Origin of the sequence: Altererythrobacter lutimaris (assembly GCF_013371495.1) — a bacterium.
GTDB lineage: Bacteria > Pseudomonadota > Alphaproteobacteria > Sphingomonadales > Sphingomonadaceae > Erythrobacter > Erythrobacter lutimaris_A.
The window spans coordinates 581,523-597,513 of record NZ_JABWTA010000001.1; the positions used below are offsets into that span (position 1 = coordinate 581,523).

Here is a 15,991-nt window from a genome sequence, read left to right on the forward strand (position 1 = left end):
GCTCGTCTTACAAAAAGGGCGCGACCATCACAGCCGCGCCCCTTTTGATTGGTAAAGTGAGAGAAAGCCGATCAGGCTTCGTCTTCCTTTGTTTCTTCAGCAGGCGCTTCTTCAGCTTCAGCTGCAGCTTCGATATTTTCAACCGCTGCGTCTTCGAGCATTTCTGTCGGGATTTCACCCGGCTCAAGACCTGCATTGTCGATACGCGTATCGGCAGCAGCCTGCTCGATTTCTTTCTGCTCTTCTTCGAACAGCTGAGCAAGAACATCGACACCCTGGCTCTGAAGCTCGGCTTCGTCGTCAGAACGAGCCACGTTAGCCTTTACTGTCACATGCACTTCAGGGTGCAGCGCAACGGTTACATCGTGCATACCGATCGTCTTGATCGGAGCGCCCATGATTACCTGCTTCTTGTCGATCTCGTGGCCTTGCTTGGTCAAGCCAGCGACCATGTCGCGGACGTTGACAGAACCGTAGAGCTGGCCAGCGTTCGAAGATGCACGGATCAGAACGACTTCTGCACCGGCAATCTTTTCGCCCTGCTTCTCAGCAACGCCACGCTTTTCAGCGTTTTCTTTTTCAAGACGCTCGCGGTTTGCTTCGAAAACCTTCTTGTTGGCTTCGTTCGCGCGAAGAGCTTTCTTCTGCGGCAACAGGAAGTTGCGCGCATAGCCGTCCTTCACAGTGACAACGTCACCGATAGTGCCGAGCTTTTCGATACGCTCAAGGAGAATGATATCCATCTGTCTTCTCCCCTTACTTCACAATGTACGGCAGCAAGCCGATGTGGCGCGCGCGCTTGATCGCTTTAGCGAGTTCACGCTGCTTCTTCGCGCTTACGGCGGTGATGCGGGACGGAACGATCTTGCCACGCTCGGACATGAAGCCCTGCAGCAGACGAACGTCTTTATAATCGATCTGCGGTGCGTTCTTGCCAGCGAAAGGGCAAGACTTGCGGCGGCGGAAAAAAGGACGTGCCATTAGTCGCGCTCCTCACGGTCAGAGCGACGCTTACGGTCGCGTTCGTTCTTGCGCATCATGACAGACGGACCGTCTTCGTGCTCGTCCACACGGATGGTCATGTAACGAATGACGTCTTCGTTGATGCGGGTCTGACGCTCCAGCTCTTCAACAACCGTGCCAGGGGCATCGATGTTGAGCAGCACGAAATGTGCCTTGCGGTTGCGGTCAATCTTGTAGGCGAGGGATTTAAGGCCCCAGGTCTCAGTCTTAGTGACCTTGCCTTCGTTCTTCTCGACGATTTCGGTCGCCGAAGCCGCCAGCGCGTCCACTTGGGCCTGCGAGAGGTCCTGGCGCGCGAGGAAGATATGCTCGTAGAGAGCCATCTTGCTTCCTTTCACTGTTCATGCCGATCGCTGGCTGATCCGCCCGTATGGCGGGGCCCCTCCGGCTTTCTTCACTCCCCCCTGACAGCGGTTCTGTCGCAAGGGATGCGCGCACATAACGTTTTTGCGCAAGAATGCAAGCGGCAAACGGGCTTGCGAGGTCCCTTAGAGAACGGCATGTGACAGGGCAGGAGTTCCAATCAGGGAAGGGGAGCCATCCGTGCCATCAGGTTTAGTCGCGCTGCTGGATGACGTGTCGATCATCGCCAGAACTGCAGCCGCTTCGATAGATGATATCAGCTTGGCTGCAAGCAAAGCCGGGACCAAAGCGGCGGGTGTGGTGGTCGATGATGCTGCAGTCACTCCCTCATATGTTACCGGCCTTTCGCCTGCCCGAGAGCTTCCGATCATTTGGAAGATCACAAAGGGCAGCCTTAAGAACAAGCTGTTATTCTTGCTACCAGGCGCACTGGCGCTCAGCGTTTTCCTGCCTCAGGCGATTATCTTCCTGCTGATGCTGGGTGGTGCCTTCCTCTGCTATGAAGGCGCGGAAAAAGTGATGGAGAAACTCGGCGGGGCCAAACATGGCAAGACGGTTGAGGATGAAATCGTCGATCCGGCCAAGTTTGAAGAACAGCGCGTTAATGGCGCGATCCGCACTGACTTGATCTTGTCGGCAGAAATCATGGCGATCTCGCTCAATGAAATCGCGACTATCACAGACGTTTTCTGGGTCAGGGCAGCTGCGCTCGCTTTAGTTGGCATTGTCATTACCGTAGTAGTTTACGGCGCGGTCGCTCTGATCGTGAAAATGGATGATGTGGGCTTGAAACTGGTCGAGCGCAAAAGCGGGTTCGGGCTGACTTTCGGGTATTTCCTGCTTCAGTCGATGCCGAGATTGCTCACTATCCTATCCGTGGTCGGGACTGTTGCCATGCTTTGGGTTGGCGGCGGCATCATCGTCCATGGCACGCACGAACTTGGCTTCAACCTGTTCTACGATCTTGCGCACGGCGCCGAGTACGCAATGGCGGGAGTTGCAGGTGCATTGTCAGGCTTGGCTGGTTGGGCTGCCTATGCAGCAGTGTCAGCCATCATCGGGCTCATATTGGGCGTGATTATCGCGCTATTCCTGCACAAGGTACTGAAGTTCGGCCACGCAGAAGCACACTGAGATGGCCGCAAAGCCAATCCTCTACACCTGTGCGCGTTCTCGCGGCCTCCGCGCCACTTGGGCTGCGGAAGAGGCAGGCGTCGATATCGAGCTCGAATTGCTGCCTTTTCCGCCGCGTTACAAAGCACCGGAATATCTCGAGATCAATCCACTTGGCACGGTTCCAATGCTGATTGACGGTGATGCACAGCTGACGGAAAGCTGCGCCATTGCGCATTATCTCGCGAGCAAGGATGGACCATCGGATCTGGTGATTGCGCCGGGCGAGCCTGACTATGCAGCCTATTGCGATTTCACTTACCATGCCGACGCGACTATCACATTCCCGCAGACTGTGTTCATGCGCTTTGCATTGTTCGAGAAGGACAAAGGTCTGGAAGAGGCAGGCCACGCCTATGCCAAGTGGTTTCACAAGCGTTTGGTAAAGCTTGAGCAGCGATTGGAAAGCCGCGAATTTCTTGTCGCTGACCGCTTCACTGTAGCGGACATTTGCTGCGGTTATGCGCTGGTACTCGCCAAGGCTGTGGGACTGGATGAAGGCGTCCCTCCGTCGCTCAAGGATTATCGCAAACGTTTGATCAATCGCGAGGCTTACGAGCGCGCTGTCGCTCGCGAAGAAGCAGCGTTGGCTGAATTAGCGAAAGGCTAGCTCAGCCGGTCAAAAATACTTTTTGCAAATACCGACAGCGTGTCATCGCGCGCGCCCATGATTACAATTCGATCTCCGGGCTGTGCGAGCGCGAGGATGCGCTCGCCGCAGTCGTCCCGCAATGCAAGATGCTCGGCTTTACCGCCAAACTCATTGATCATTGCGATGATGCGCTCTGTTCCTTCGCTGCGATCAACTGTCCCGCCGAAGTAAACCGGGTCGCACATGATTGTGATGTCTTCTGGTCCAAGCTCCTTGACGAAAGTCTCAGCTAATTCGTGCCCCATTTGCCGCAATGGCCCATATCCGTGGGGCTGGAAGAACGCGATTACTCGGCCGGGAGACGCTTTGAGCGTGCGCAAAGTCGCAGCGCATTTCTCCGGATTGTGGCCGAAATCGTCGATAACAGTGATGTCATTCGTCGTTGTGCCGACGACATCGAACCGCCGCCCGAGGCCTGCAAAAGTGCGAAGCGCATAGACCGCGCGGCTTACTTCGATGCCTGCAGCGCTGGCTGCTGCAATGGCAGCGAGCGCGTTGGATAGATTGTGCATGCCCGGCATGGGCAGGATCAGCGGCCAGACCGAGTGATCGCGATTGTCCATTACCGCGGCGCTGATGGAAAGCGGCCCCGCTTCGATGGTGTCCTGCGATACCGCGATGTCAGCGTCTTCGGATTTCGCGCTAAAAGTCACTACCGGATCGCAATCCTCAGCGAGGGCAAGCGCTTCATGATTGTCTGCGTTGACCACGGCGCAGCCTGATACTTTGAGATAGTCACCAAAAAGGACGCGCAGCTCTTCCATGCTCTTATGGTCGAGGCTCACATTAAGGAGTACGCCCACGGTAGGTCGATATAGCGCAATGGAACCGTCGCTTTCATCGACTTCGCTGACAAATAGGTTCGGACTGCCCACTTTCGCGCTGGCGAAAGGATTATCCGGGCTGGTGAAATTCTTCATCACCGCGCCATTCATGATCGTGGGATCATGGTCTTCGTGCTGCAATATCCAGCCGAGCATCCCGGTGACAGTCGACTTGCCGCTCGTGCCAGCCACCGCAAACGAATAGCCGGATGCATTGAACAGCTCGGACAGCAATTCAGCGCGGGTCAGGCGCTCGCATCCAAGCTCTCTCGCCTTGGCGACTTCAGGAACGCTGTCTTCAATTGCAGCGGAAGCAATCAGGACTTGATCGGGTGAGGTTATGCCGCTGCCATCTTGCGGGAAAAGCTCAAAACCATTCTGCTTGAGCCAAGCGAATTTATCCGGCGTGCGTCCCTGGTCATAGCTTCGGTCAGATCCGGCAACTTTATCGCCAAGTCCGTGCAAGATCTGCGCAAGCGGTAGCATTCCGGACCCGCCAATCCCGCAAAAGAAATAGCGCCCCCGCTCGAGCCCGTCTTCTGTTGCGCTGCTTTCTGATCCCTCCGCCATGGTTGCTTCGCTATTGCGTTGTCACGCGAAGCACAAGGTGGCTATTGTGTCTTCCATGACAAGAATTGCCATCTGCGCGCCTGCAACCCGTATTACGCCGGACCATGCACAAGCCATTGAAAAGCTGGTGGCGGAAGAATTTCCGCAGCATAGCGTGAGTGTGCATGAGCAGTGCTTTGCCAGTCATGGGCACTTTGCCGGCACGGATATGGAGCGCCTCGAGGCGCTAATTGAATGTGCGAATGATCCTTCGTTTGACGCTGTCTGGTTTGCAAAAGGCGGCTATGGCTCTGGCCGCATCGCTGAAGCGGCGATTGCCCGTATGAACGACGCCGCCAAGGAGAAGACTTACGTCGGCTTTTCCGACATGGGCTATTTGCTCGCAGGCCTTTATCGCAACGATATCGGACAGGCTGTACATGGCTCAATGCCGGTGAGCGCGCGCAGTGAAACCGGACGCGAAGCGGTCCGGCGAGTGCTACGCTGGTTTTCCGGTGACACGTCGGGCCTGGAGCCAAGCGTAGATGGAAAAACGCCAACCGCAGCTTTCAATCTAATCACTCTGTCCATGCTGAACGGTACGGTTCTGATGCCGGATCTTTCAGGTCATGTTGTGATGGTCGAAGAAGTCAGCGAGCATCTCTATTCAATCGATCGCATGTTTTTCCACATCGTGAATGCGTTGCCTCGATTGGCTGGTCTCAAGTTGGGTGCTGTGACCGGCGTGCCGGAAAATGATCGGGAATTCGGTCAAAACGCCGAAGAAATTGCCGAATTCTGGTGCGCGAGAGCAGGAATCCCTTACCTCGGCCGCGCGCAAATCGGTCACACCGCTGACAACCACATCGTTCCTTTTGGCCTTGCGAGTCCGGCAGCCGCTGAGTAGGCGCCCCTCAAATTCAGGAGAGGTTATCCGATGCGAGCATTCGTTTTCCCAGGACAAGGCAGCCAGAAAGTAGGCATGGGCGCTGAGCTAGCGGAAGCAAGTGTCGCTGCGCGCGAAGTCTTTGAAGAGGTGAACGATGCTCTCTCGCAAGACCTCTTTGCGATAATGCGCGAAGGTCCTGAAGACGAGCTCACCCTGACCGAAAATGCGCAGCCGGCGATCATGGCCAATTCCATTTCTACCTTGCGTGTGCTTGAGAGAGAATTTGGCGTTTCACTTGCAGGTGCGGGTTCATGCGTTGCAGGTCATTCGCTCGGTGAATATTCGGCGATTTGTGCGGCCGGCATGTTCTCGCTCTCGCAAACTGCGCGGCTGCTCAGATTGCGGGGCAAATCTATGCAAGCCGCCGTACCAGTGGGCGAAGGCGCGATGGCGGCGCTCCTAGGAGCAGATGTCGAGAAAGCAGAAGCGCTCGCCGCGGCTTCAGCCCAAGGCGAAGTGTGTGAGGTCGCCAACGACAACGATCCGACACAAGTGGTCATCAGTGGCCACAAAGGCGCGATTGATCGCGCCATCGGTCTTGCCAAAGATCATGGCATCAAGCGCGGGATCCTACTGCCAGTATCCGCACCGTTTCATTGTTCCTTGATGCAGCCCGCAGCAGAGCGGATGGCTGAGGCCTTGGCGAGCGCGGAAGCCGGCGCTCTGACTCTTCCAGTTTTTGCCAATGTAAACGCAGCCAAGGTCAACGATCCAGTTGAAGAAAAGGACTTGCTGGTCGAACAAATCACCGGCCGGGTGCGCTGGCGCGAAAGCGTGCTTGCCATGAGCGCTGATGGCACAGAGCAGTTCGTCGAATTGGGCGGCAAAGTGCTCGGTCCGATGATCGGACGGATAAACAAAGATGTGTCAACTTCCAGCCTTATCACAATGGAAGATATCGAGAATTTTGCGAAGGAGATCAGCTGATGTTTTCACTCGACGGGATGAATGCGCTGGTCACCGGCGCGAGCGGCGGCATCGGTTCAGCCATTTGCCGCGCATTGGCCGGTCAAGGCGCGCGGCTTGCGATTTCCGGCTCGAATGCTGCCAAGCTTCGCGCCTTTCGCGATGAACTCAACGGGGAGTTCAAGCACGATCATGGCGAGCATGTTGAGATCACTTGCAACCTGTCGAACAGCGAGCAGGTCGAAGAGCTAATCCCTGCAACGCTAGATACGCTCGGCGGGATCGATATCCTCATCAACAATGCTGGCATCACGCGTGACAATTTAGCGATGCGTATGAAAGACGAGGAATGGGATGACGTCATCCGCATCAATCTCGAAGCGGCCTTCCGCCTGATGCGCGCGAGTGCTCGCCCGATGATGAAGAACCGCTTTGGCCGGATCATCACTATCACCAGCGTCGTTGGCGCGACCGGCAATCCTGGCCAGATGAACTATGCAGCGGCGAAGGCCGGCCTGGCTGGTATGACGAAGAGCTTCGCGCAGGAAGTCGCGAGCCGCGGGATTACCGCCAACTGCATCGCACCGGGCTTTATTCGCACTGCCATGACCGATCAGTTGCCGGACGCTCAGAAAGATGCGCTCAATGCACGCATTCCGATGGGGCGCATGGGTGAAGGCGAGGATATCGGCGCAGCAACCGCCTTCCTTGCAAGCCGCGAAGCAGGCTACATCACCGGTGAAACGCTCCACATCAACGGAGGCATGGCGATGCTGGGCTAAGCTGAGCCATATTGGGTCAGCAAAAACATCAGTTTTCCCCAAGGAATCGGGTCTGTGGAAGCCCCGAACTTGCCGCTGTTGCCGCGTGCGCTAAGGTCTTTTGGCAAGTTTCCGGCGCGAAAGGGCGATTCCGGCCCCCAGGCGCATACACAAAGGGATTGAGTAGGACCCATGAAGGCCACAATCGAACGCGCTACGCTGCTGCGCTGCCTGTCTCATGTTCAGTCAGTGGTTGAGCGTCGCAACACCATTCCGATCCTGTCCAATGTGCTGATCGAAGCGGCTGATGGCGGTTCGGTCAAAGTCATGGCGACAGACCTGGATTTGCAGGTGGTCGAAACCATGCCGGCGGCGTCGGTCGAGACCCCGGGTGCGATCACTGTTTCCGCACATCTGCTATTCGACATTGCCCGCAAACTGCCAGAGGGCAGCCAAGTCAGCTTGGACGCAGCGGACAACCGGATGGAGATTAAAGCTGGGCGTAGCCGCTTCAAGCTTCCCACACTACCGCGTGATGATTTCCCGGTGATCGTGGAGGGCGATTTGCCCACCAGTTTCGAGCTTCCAGCCAAGACGCTCGCCGAATTGATTGATCGCACGCGTTTCGCGATCTCGACTGAAGAAACACGTTATTACCTCAACGGCATTTTCTTTCATGTCACTGACGATGACACGCCGGTCTTGAAAGCTGCGGCAACTGACGGTCACCGTTTGGCCCGGTTTACCATCGCGCAGCCCGAGGGTGCTGATGGTATGCCGGACGTGATCGTCCCTCGCAAAGCCGTGGGTGAGCTTCGCAAGCTGCTTGAGGAGGCGCTGGACGGCAGTGTGCAGGTCGATCTGTCCGCCAGCAAGATCCGCTTCACGCTGGGCGGCGAAGGCGGCGTTGTGCTCACCAGCAAACTGATTGACGGCACATTCCCGGATTACACGCGGGTCATTCCGACTGGCAATGACAAGCTATTGAAAGTCGATCCGAAGAGCTTCTTCCAAGGCGTTGACCGCGTCGCGACCATCGCGACCGAGAAGACCCGTGCGGTCAAGATGGGACTTGATACGGACAAGGTTACGCTCTCCGTCACATCTCCTGACAATGGGACCGCAGCTGAGGAATTGGCCGCTGATTATGGCTCGGACTCGTTCGAGATTGGCTTCAACGCGAATTATCTCAAGGACATCTTGAGCCAGATCGATAGCGACACAGTTGAGTTGCATCTGGCTGATGCAGGTGCACCAACACTCATCCGTCAGGACGACAAGAGCCCTGCCCTCTACGTCCTGATGCCTATGCGAGTATAATCTGATGAAGAAATACCTGATCCCGGCCGCGATGATGGCAACACTGGCTGTTCCTGGCTTGGCTCAGGTAGAAGCCGACCCGCTTGGCGATGAGCTCGACTGCGCGATCTTTATCGCAATTGCGATGGATAGTGTGGACTCTGAAGCAGACCCTGATGCTGCTGTGGGTCTGGCTGCCGGATTGACGTATTTCATCGGGCGTTATGAAGGACAGGGCGGGTCAAACCTCGAAGAAGATCTTTTTGAAAGGTTTCAAGGCATGACGCTGGAACAATTGTCCGGCCTCGAGACAAAATGCGCGCCGCAGCTTGAAAACATGGGGCAGGGCCTCGAAGCTGCCGGCCGCGCATTTATTGCACTCGGCGACGAAGAAGCAGCCGAAAGCGGCGAGGGTTCGGAAGCTCCCGCCGAGTAGCTGCTGCCGCTTCCAGTTGCATTCGAAGCGAAGACGGCTAGCGTCTGGCTCAGACATTAGGAGCCTGATTGATGACTGCCACTCAAGTACATGTCCGCCGCGATGACTTACATTCTGCTTCTTTGGCAGAAGTTGCGCTTGGCGATCTCGCAGACGGCGCGATCCGGCTCGAGATCGAAAGCTTCTCCGTCACTTCGAACAACATCACTTACGCCGTTGTCGGTGCTCAAGTGGGCTATTGGAATTTCTTCCCGGCGCCTGATGGAATGGGGATCGTTCCCATGTGGGGGCACGCGAAAGTTGTCGAGAGCAACAGCGACGAGTTTTCCGTTGGCGAGCGCATTTACGGCTATCTCCCCATGGCATCGCACCTCGATGTGATACCGGGTAAGGTCTCGCCAAGCGGTTTTGTCGACATGACAGATTATCGCCAGCCGCTTCCACCGATCTACAATCAGTATTCGCGTCTCGCGGCAGATCCGGAGCACGATCCGGCCCGCGAAGGCGAGCGCATGATTTTTGGCCCGCTTTTCAAGACGGGCTTCCTGATCGATTACTTCATGCGGAGCGAGAATTGGTTCGGAGCTCAGAGCGTGGTTCTTACCAGCGCCTCATCAAAAACTGCGATGGGTCTGGCTAGTTGCGCCGAGCAGAATTCGCCAAACATCAAGCGCATCGGTCTGACGTCTTCTGGCAATGCAGATTTCGTCAAGCAAACCGGCATGTATGACGAAGTGCTGAGCTATGATGAAGTAAGTGCTTTGCCGCAGGCGCCAACAGTGACAGTAGACTTTGCAGGCAATGCGTCACTGCTCCAATCGCTGCACGAGCATCTGACAGATAATCTCACATACTCATGCCTTGTCGGCGTTACGCACATCGAAGATCGTGGCGGTGTTGGCCTGCGCGATGAGCGCGGGCTTCCCGGTGCAAAGCCTACGCTCTTCTTCGCGCCCGACCATGCTGTGGCTTTGTTCAAGCAGCATGGGCCTCAAGAGGCGGGTGCGATGATGGCGAAAGCGTGGCACGGCTTCCTTGAGAGTGTAGGAGGCTCAGTTGCAATCGAAACCCGCAACGGACTGGAAGCGGCGCGGCAGACCTATCTTGAAATGGTGGGCGGTAAGGTCGATCCAGCACAAGGGATCGTCATTGAACCATGAAGCTGCGTCCATTGGTTTTTGCAAACAGCATTGGAGCGATGTTTTTGGCGAGCGCCGCTCTCGCTGAGGCAGAACCGTCGGGGCAATGGCAGATCGTACCTGAGACCACGCTCTCTGCTTCTCTCGATTGTTTTGAAGCAATTGGGCAGACTTTGATTTCGGCCCATAGAGGTGGTCCGTCGCCGGGCCTGCCAGAAAACGCAATCGAGACAATGGATGCGGTTCTCACTGCTATCCCCGCGGTCATGGAAGTGGACGTCGCGCGGAGCACAGATGGCGTGCATTATCTCATGCATGACCGTACGCTTGACCGCACGACTACGGGTACTGGCTCTGTAGCGGAAGCTTCATGGGCAGACGTCTCGCAGCTCAATCTCGTAGATGAAGCGGGTTGGGTCACTCCTTATCGTGTCCCGACACTCACCGCTGCACTTGCATGGGCTAAAGGCAAGACAGTTCTTCAGATCGATTTCAAACGCACGGCCAATTTCGAAGAGGTGATTACGGATATCCGCGCAGCCGAGATGGCTCAGAGCGTCATTTTGATCGCCTATACTGCTGAAGCCGCGACCAAACTGCATGCCCTCGCGCCGGAGATGCTGATATCCTTCTCGATCTCCTCACCCGATGATCTCGCGACTATCGAGGCGGCGGGAGTCCCGGACGAGAGTATCGTCGCCTTCACTGGAACGCGCGTTGTCCGGCCTGACCTATATGCCCAGCTTGATGATCGCGATGTCGAAGTAATCTTCGGTACGCTCGGGCGATCGCGCAACTCTCTGGACCACATCTTTGAACGCTTCGGTACGGACAATCGTTATGCAGAACTTGCAGAAGGTGGCGTCGATATCATCGCGACTGACAGGCCGAGAGCTGCTGCCGAAGCATTGCTGGAGGCCGAGCGCTTGCCACAGGCAGGGCAGTGCGGTGTGTCGCGCGCAGAGTGACCCGCGCCATTCCGCTATTTCTCGACTGTCGCGTAGTCGAATAGACCTTGCACTTGCGCGCTATGCCGTTCTGCCATTTTGCCTTGCGTTTCTTCTTCGGTCGGAATGATACACCATCCGCCGCCGCGGCGGAGCACTTCCTCCAGTCCCTCTTTGAGCAGCTCTGGATCAGGTTGCGCGCGCCAATGATCGCCAATCTCGTCCGGCGCTTGGCGAGCTCCACCAAAACGGTCCGGGCGCGACTGTGCTGAATTCCAGATCTGTGTATTGAGGATACCGGGACACAGGATGGTGACGCCGATCCCGTCTTCCGCGAGTTCGGCTGTCAATGCTTCTCCAACGGCTGCGGTCATCTGCTTTGTCGTGGCATAGAGCGTGAAGGGTGCTTGCACCGGAATCACCGAGGCCGAGCTCGCCGTGATGCCGACGTGCCTCGCCCCCCCGACGTCGCGCAATGCAGGAACCCATGCCTGCGCAGTGTTGATCGCACCGAATACATTGACGCCCATCAGCCATTCCAGCGTCGCGGGCTTCGTATTGAGGATAGTGTCCGCTGTGCCGACACCTGCATTGATCCAGAGCAGCGAGGGCTCGACCCCCTGGGCCTGCAGTTTCTCGGCGACATCGAGTGTTTCATCACGGTCGGAGACATCGCAGCCTCTACCGCGTGACTCCGGCCCGCAAAGCTTGGCAGTTTCATTCGCCTCATGCGCGTCAATATCGAGCGCGCAAATCCGCATGCCCTTGGCGGCGAAATACTGCGCCAGAAACCGCCCAATGCCCCGGCCAGCGCCGGTTATAACAGCCCAATCGCCTTGTTGTGGTTCGTAGCCGCTCATTCCGCCGCTTCAGCCAGCTCTGCGCGTTGAGGCCCACGGATCAGACCACCTGGCGTTGCGCCGGTCCATTCGCCGTCGCGGAAAGTGACGTTGCCGTTCTTGATCGTGCAAACATAGCCATCGGCCTTTTGCAGCAGGCGCTTGCCTCCGGCCGGCAGATCAAAGGCCAACCAAGGCTTGCCGAGCTTGATGGCATCCATGTCGATGACATTGATGTCTGCAAGGTAACCAGGCGCAATGATCCCTCGGTCCTCCAAACCATAGAGCTTCGCGGTGTCATGGCATTGACGCTTGATCGCATTTTCAAGCGGGATGCGATCGCCGCGTTTGCGATCGCGCACCCAGTGCTGAAGCATGAAGGTAGGGCTGGCAGCATCGCAGATTGTGCCGCAATGCGCCCCGCCGTCGGACAGGGAATTCACCGTGTCGTCTGAGTTCTGCAGTGGATGCAAGAAGTCCAGATTCTTGTCCGCATAGTTCAAGATCGGGAGATAAATGAAACCGTTCGCATCTTCGCGGCAAAGCATATCATAGGCATACTCCTGCGGATCAACGCCTGCCGCCTGTGCGCGCGCCTGGACGGTCTCTTCCTCGGTAGGCTCATAATCGAAGCCGGGGTCCATCTCGTATTGCATGGCCCAACCCATCGATATCACTGCAACAACGGGCAGAATATCCTGAGGCGCTTCGCTGAAATCGTTCGATTCAGAAAGGAGTTGCGCTTTGAATTCCGGGTCTAGCAATTTGGCTTTCTGCTCAGCCCAAGGCAGTTCTTCAATGGTTTGCCAGCTAGGACGGAACCGGAACGGATGGACTGTGCCTTGCCACGCCATGATGATCCCGTTTCCACGCAGCGCGATCTGAGCGACGATGTTCGCGCCATTATCGTTCTCTGCTCGCATGGTCTCAATCTGCTCGTCAAGCGGCAGCTCTTTGGCGATAGACTGGAGCGCAGCGAACGTCACTGGCACGCCGTTTTCGCGGCTCAATTGCCCCATCCATTCAAATTCGTTCCAGTCACGCTGCAGATCGCTTGCCATTTCGAACACAGCGTGGCCGCCGGCTTGCTTCCCGCGACCAAGCGCGCGGCCGATCTCGAGCAGCTCTTCCTTGGTTGCAGTGGTGCCAGGCACAAGCTCGCCATCTACCGACTTGTGAAGGACAGTGCGCGAGGTCGAGAAGCCAAGCGCGCCTGCGCGGACACCTTCTTCCACGATTTGTCCCATCTTTGCGATGTCGTCCTCGGTGGGAACGGCGCCCGGCTGCTCGCGATCCTCAAGTACGTATGCTCGCACCGCTCCGTGCGGAACATGCGTGCCGATGTCGACCGTGCGCGGCAGCTTTTCGAGCGCATCGAGATATTCCGGGAAGGTTTCCCAGTCCCACGTGATACCTTCAGCAAGAGCCGTACCAGGAATGTCTTCGACACCTTCCATGAGGCTGATGAGCCACTCATGGCGGTCGGGCTTGGCAGGTGCGAAGCCAACGCCGCAATTGCCCATGACAACCGTCGTGACGCCATGCCAGCTGGAAGGCGCCATTTCCTGATCCCAAGTGGCTTGCCCGTCATAATGCGTGTGAATGTCGACGAAGCCTGGCGCGACGATCTTGCCAGTTGCGTCTATCTCTTCGTCAGCATCGCCCGATACAGTGCCGACTTGCGCGATAAGGCCGTCCTTAATGGCCACATCCGCAGTAAAGCGCTTTGCGCCTGTTCCGTCGACGACGGTTCCTCCGCGGATAATCAGATCAAATGCCGCCATTGGTGCCTCTCCAGACTTGCTCCAGGTTTTTCTTTGCAACGGGCTTACCATAAGGGCGAGGGCGGTGCTACATTCTCCGCATGACAATGGCACAAAGCGGGGAAGCGACCTGGACGCCGGATCCGGGCAGCGGAATTATGATCGACTGGGTCGAGGCCAACGGACTGACGTTCGAGGTCGCAAAGGCCGGCTCGCAAGACAGCGATCACTTGGCGATCTGCCTCCATGGCTTTCCAGAGCTTCACTATAGTTGGCGGCATCAGATGCATTTACTTGCGGAGCTCGGCTACAAGGTCTGGGCCCCTAATCTGCGCGGCTATGGTGCAACGTCGCGGCCGGGTGACAAAAAGGCCTATCGCCTCGATAATCTTACTGCAGATGTCGCGGCATTGATCGATGCGAGCGGCGCGAAAGAAGTCACGCTGCTTGCACATGATTGGGGCGCGATAATCGCTTGGCACTTCGCCATCAAGAAAGTGCGTCCGCTGACACGCCTGGTCATCATGAATGTGCCGCATCCGCAGTGCGGCGCAAGAGAACTCAAAACCTGGAAGCAGCTCAAGAAGAGCTGGTACATGTTCTTTTTCCAGATCCCCAAGATACCGGAAATGCGCCTGGGCAAGAATGACGCGGCGATTGTTGGCAGGCTGTTCCGGGAGACATCAGTCAACAAGGATCGGTTTAGCCGGGAAGAGATAGAGCCATACCGCGCAGCGGCGGCGCGTCCCGGCGCAATTACCGCTATGCTCAATTACTATCGCGCTCTTTTCCAGACGCCCGATGGCCGACAGACAGGCGATGGCACAGTCGATGTGCCGACGCTTATCCTCTGGGGCGAGAAAGACATCGCGATCCATATCGACTGTTTGAACGGCACTGATGAATACGTCGCTGACCTGACGGTGAAGCGCTTCCCGAATGCATCGCACTGGGTGCAGCAGGACGTGCCCGATCAAGTCAATGCTGAGCTGAAGGCGTGGCTTCCATCGGCCTAGCGGCTCGCCTTTATCATTGATTCGATATCGACGAATTTCTCGCGCGGTGCACCAGCACGAGCGGCTTCTTCTTCCGCCTCTTCGATTTTCTTCCAGTCGCGGAATGTGACGATATCGAGCTTGCGCTGGTTGGCTAGAGCATCAAATGCTTCGCGTCCGCCTTTGCCCTTGCGTCCAAGGACACCGCCATCAAGGTCTTCTGCGATCTTCTCGACGATATCATAACCGTCCGGCCGGTTTGTGCCGATCGTGCCTGTGGGGCCTCTTCGCGCCCAACCAACGCAGTACATGCCCGGGAGAATGCGCCCACCATCATTGGCAAAGCGTCCCGCGCGTTCATCAAAGGGCACGTCGGGTATTGGAGAAGTGCGGTAGCCGATGCAGGTTATGACCATGCTTGCTGGAACTTCGTAGGTCTCGCCAGTCCCAACGGCGCGGCCGGCCTCGACCTTGGTGCGCTCGACTTTTACGGCTTCGACTTTCTCATCGCCTAGGAAGCGAACGGGGCTCGCGAACATATCGAATTCGATCTCGATGGCTTTCTCGGCATGCATGTCTTCCGGTATGGCTGCAAAACTGCGCAGATGGGTGACGGACTTGCGCAAACCCGGCTCAAGAAGCGCGTCTTCAGCCTCGTCCGGAAAATCATCCTTGTCGACGCGAGGTGAAGCCCTTTCAAGCGCGCCGAGTTCGCCCAATTCCTTGGGCGTCATCATGATTTGATGCGGGCCGCGGCGCCCGAGGATGGTGATTTTTTCGATTTTTGAGCCAAGCAAGCTTTCTAAAGCATGTGCAACGACGTCAGCGCCCTCGAACTCGGTTTCAGTCTTGGACAAAATGCGCGCGACATCCAATGCGACATTGCCCATGCCAATGACTACGACATGTCCTTTGCTGAGATCCGGGTCGAGATCTGCGAATTTCGGATGCCCGTTATACCATCCAACGAACTCTGCGCTTCCAAAGATGTTGTCGAGATCTTCCCCTTCAAGACCGAGTTGCCTGTCATTGGGCGCGCCCGTTGCGAAGATAACCGCATCGTAAAGCTCGCGGAGCTCAGCGACGGTAATGTCCTTGCCAACCGCTACATTGCCTACGAACCGGACATTCTCGTTCAGGGCAGTCTTTTCGTAGCGCCGCGAGACGCCTTTGATGGATTGGTGATCGGGAGCGACACCAAAGCGAATGAGTCCGTATGGAACAGGCAGCAAATCGAAAACATCAACACTTACCTCATCGCCCCACTGCTTTTGCGCGGCTTCCGCCGTGTAATAGCCTGCCGGACCGGAGCCAATGATCGCTATGTGCCGCATGACCTTCGCTCCTATCCTGATCCGCTTGTGGCGTGTCCC

17 protein-coding genes are annotated in these 15,991 nt (G+C 56.8%); 10 read left to right on the forward strand and 7 right to left on the reverse strand.

The features are described 5' to 3' along the window. Positions 1 to 71: 71 nt before the first annotated feature. The 3 genes from rplI to rpsF are packed head-to-tail and all read right to left on the reverse strand — an operon-like array spanning position 72 to position 1,346. Positions 72 to 743 carry a 50S ribosomal protein L9 gene (gene rplI / locus HUO12_RS02850; protein ID WP_176272171.1) on the reverse strand — a complete coding sequence of 224 codons (672 nt, stop codon included), beginning with the start codon at positions 741 to 743 and terminating at the stop codon, positions 72 to 74. A gap of 13 nt (positions 744 to 756) precedes the next feature. After that, the gene (gene rpsR, locus HUO12_RS02855; protein ID WP_176272172.1) at positions 757 to 981 is read right to left on the reverse strand and encodes a 30S ribosomal protein S18; all 225 of its coding nucleotides are present in this window, start codon (positions 979 to 981) and stop codon (positions 757 to 759) included. Further along, the gene (rpsF, locus tag HUO12_RS02860; protein WP_176272173.1) at positions 981 to 1,346 is read right to left on the reverse strand and encodes a 30S ribosomal protein S6; all 366 of its coding nucleotides are present in this window, start codon (positions 1,344 to 1,346) and stop codon (positions 981 to 983) included. The genes rpsR and rpsF overlap by 1 nt, the downstream gene beginning before the upstream one ends. 220 nt (positions 1,347 to 1,566) lie before the next feature. Here rpsF and HUO12_RS02865 point away from each other — a divergent pair, with 220 nt between their 5' ends. Beyond that, positions 1,567 to 2,520 (forward strand): DUF808 domain-containing protein, encoded by a 954-nt coding sequence (locus HUO12_RS02865; RefSeq protein WP_176272174.1) that lies wholly within the window; start codon positions 1,567 to 1,569, stop codon positions 2,518 to 2,520. A 1-nt stretch (position 2,521) separates the two neighbouring features. Beyond that, on the forward strand, positions 2,522 to 3,169 hold the full coding sequence (locus tag HUO12_RS02870) for a glutathione S-transferase family protein (protein WP_176272175.1): 648 nt from the start codon (positions 2,522 to 2,524) through the stop codon (positions 3,167 to 3,169). Here HUO12_RS02870 and HUO12_RS02875 read toward each other — a convergent pair. Next, positions 3,166 to 4,605: a glutamate ligase domain-containing protein gene (locus HUO12_RS02875; RefSeq protein ID WP_176272176.1), complete on the reverse strand. Its 1,440-nt coding sequence runs from the start codon at positions 4,603 to 4,605 to the stop codon at positions 3,166 to 3,168. The two genes, HUO12_RS02870 and HUO12_RS02875, sit on opposite strands and share 4 nt — an antisense overlap. Before the next feature lie 55 nt (positions 4,606 to 4,660). Between HUO12_RS02875 and HUO12_RS02880 the strand changes: the two genes are divergently transcribed. The 7 genes from HUO12_RS02880 to HUO12_RS02910 all read left to right on the forward strand — a co-directional run bounded on the left by HUO12_RS02880 (position 4,661) and on the right by HUO12_RS02910 (position 11,042). After that, positions 4,661 to 5,491 carry an LD-carboxypeptidase gene (locus tag HUO12_RS02880; protein ID WP_176272177.1) on the forward strand — a complete coding sequence of 277 codons (831 nt, stop codon included), beginning with the start codon at positions 4,661 to 4,663 and terminating at the stop codon, positions 5,489 to 5,491. 30 nt (positions 5,492 to 5,521) lie between these two features. Continuing rightward, positions 5,522 to 6,460, forward strand: coding sequence for an ACP S-malonyltransferase (gene fabD / locus HUO12_RS02885; RefSeq protein ID WP_176272178.1), 939 nt, complete (start codon positions 5,522 to 5,524; stop codon positions 6,458 to 6,460). Beyond that, positions 6,460 to 7,221, forward strand: coding sequence for a 3-oxoacyl-[acyl-carrier-protein] reductase (fabG, locus tag HUO12_RS02890; protein ID WP_176272179.1), 762 nt, complete (start codon positions 6,460 to 6,462; stop codon positions 7,219 to 7,221). Before fabD ends, fabG begins: the two co-directional genes overlap by 1 nt. Positions 7,222 to 7,392: 171 nt before the next feature. Beyond that, entirely contained in the window at positions 7,393 to 8,520 is a 1,128-nt protein-coding gene (gene dnaN, locus HUO12_RS02895) for a DNA polymerase III subunit beta (protein ID WP_176272180.1), read from the forward strand. Between the two features lie 4 nt (positions 8,521 to 8,524). Beyond that, complete coding sequence (locus HUO12_RS02900; protein ID WP_176272181.1) at positions 8,525 to 8,935, forward strand: hypothetical protein; 411 nt, start codon at positions 8,525 to 8,527, stop codon at positions 8,933 to 8,935. Positions 8,936 to 9,006: 71 nt separating this feature from the next. Next, positions 9,007 to 10,095: a DUF2855 family protein gene (locus tag HUO12_RS02905; RefSeq protein WP_176272182.1), complete on the forward strand. Its 1,089-nt coding sequence runs from the start codon at positions 9,007 to 9,009 to the stop codon at positions 10,093 to 10,095. Then, positions 10,092 to 11,042, forward strand: a complete 951-nt coding sequence (locus tag HUO12_RS02910) for a glycerophosphodiester phosphodiesterase family protein (RefSeq protein WP_176272183.1) — start codon at positions 10,092 to 10,094, stop codon at positions 11,040 to 11,042. The genes HUO12_RS02905 and HUO12_RS02910 overlap by 4 nt, the downstream gene beginning before the upstream one ends. Positions 11,043 to 11,056: 14 nt before the next feature. On the opposite strand, the gene HUO12_RS02915 is transcribed toward HUO12_RS02910, so the two are convergent. Further along, a complete protein-coding gene (locus tag HUO12_RS02915) occupies positions 11,057 to 11,881 on the reverse strand; it encodes an SDR family NAD(P)-dependent oxidoreductase (protein ID WP_176272184.1) in 825 nt (274 codons plus the stop codon). Continuing rightward, positions 11,878 to 13,644 carry an N-acyl-D-amino-acid deacylase family protein gene (locus HUO12_RS02920; protein WP_176272185.1) on the reverse strand — a complete coding sequence of 589 codons (1,767 nt, stop codon included), beginning with the start codon at positions 13,642 to 13,644 and terminating at the stop codon, positions 11,878 to 11,880. Before HUO12_RS02920 ends, HUO12_RS02915 begins: the two co-directional genes overlap by 4 nt. Before the next feature lie 80 nt (positions 13,645 to 13,724). Here HUO12_RS02920 and HUO12_RS02925 point away from each other — a divergent pair, with 80 nt between their 5' ends. Continuing rightward, positions 13,725 to 14,639: an alpha/beta fold hydrolase gene (locus HUO12_RS02925; protein WP_232367288.1), complete on the forward strand. Its 915-nt coding sequence runs from the start codon at positions 13,725 to 13,727 to the stop codon at positions 14,637 to 14,639. On the opposite strand, the gene HUO12_RS02930 is transcribed toward HUO12_RS02925, so the two are convergent. Then, a complete protein-coding gene (locus HUO12_RS02930) occupies positions 14,636 to 15,952 on the reverse strand; it encodes an FAD-dependent oxidoreductase (protein WP_176272186.1) in 1,317 nt (438 codons plus the stop codon). The genes HUO12_RS02925 and HUO12_RS02930 overlap by 4 nt on opposite strands. Between the last annotated feature and the right edge of the window lie 39 nt (positions 15,953 to 15,991).

What these genes read in the sequence shown, in the direction of transcription:
- rplI (WP_176272171.1), bottom strand. Translation starts at nt 743, where the DNA reads ATGGATATCATTCTCCTTGAGCGTATCGAAAAGCTCGGCACTATCGGT.
- rpsR (WP_176272172.1), bottom strand. Translation starts at nt 981, where the DNA reads ATGGCACGTCCTTTTTTCCGCCGCCGCAAGTCTTGCCCTTTCGCTGGC.
- rpsF (WP_176272173.1), bottom strand. Translation starts at nt 1,346, where the DNA reads ATGGCTCTCTACGAGCATATCTTCCTCGCGCGCCAGGACCTCTCGCAG.
- HUO12_RS02870 (WP_176272175.1), top strand. Translation starts at nt 2,522, where the DNA reads ATGGCCGCAAAGCCAATCCTCTACACCTGTGCGCGTTCTCGCGGCCTC.
- HUO12_RS02875 (WP_176272176.1), bottom strand. Translation starts at nt 4,605, where the DNA reads ATGGCGGAGGGATCAGAAAGCAGCGCAACAGAAGACGGGCTCGAGCGG.
- HUO12_RS02880 (WP_176272177.1), top strand. Translation starts at nt 4,661, where the DNA reads ATGACAAGAATTGCCATCTGCGCGCCTGCAACCCGTATTACGCCGGAC.
- fabD (WP_176272178.1), top strand. Translation starts at nt 5,522, where the DNA reads ATGCGAGCATTCGTTTTCCCAGGACAAGGCAGCCAGAAAGTAGGCATG.
- fabG (WP_176272179.1), top strand. Translation starts at nt 6,460, where the DNA reads ATGTTTTCACTCGACGGGATGAATGCGCTGGTCACCGGCGCGAGCGGC.
- dnaN (WP_176272180.1), top strand. Translation starts at nt 7,393, where the DNA reads ATGAAGGCCACAATCGAACGCGCTACGCTGCTGCGCTGCCTGTCTCAT.
- HUO12_RS02900 (WP_176272181.1), top strand. Translation starts at nt 8,525, where the DNA reads ATGAAGAAATACCTGATCCCGGCCGCGATGATGGCAACACTGGCTGTT.
- HUO12_RS02905 (WP_176272182.1), top strand. Translation starts at nt 9,007, where the DNA reads ATGACTGCCACTCAAGTACATGTCCGCCGCGATGACTTACATTCTGCT.
- HUO12_RS02910 (WP_176272183.1), top strand. Translation starts at nt 10,092, where the DNA reads ATGAAGCTGCGTCCATTGGTTTTTGCAAACAGCATTGGAGCGATGTTT.
- HUO12_RS02915 (WP_176272184.1), bottom strand. Translation starts at nt 11,881, where the DNA reads ATGAGCGGCTACGAACCACAACAAGGCGATTGGGCTGTTATAACCGGC.
- HUO12_RS02920 (WP_176272185.1), bottom strand. Translation starts at nt 13,644, where the DNA reads ATGGCGGCATTTGATCTGATTATCCGCGGAGGAACCGTCGTCGACGGA.
- HUO12_RS02925 (WP_232367288.1), top strand. Translation starts at nt 13,725, where the DNA reads ATGACAATGGCACAAAGCGGGGAAGCGACCTGGACGCCGGATCCGGGC.
- HUO12_RS02930 (WP_176272186.1), bottom strand. Translation starts at nt 15,952, where the DNA reads ATGCGGCACATAGCGATCATTGGCTCCGGTCCGGCAGGCTATTACACG.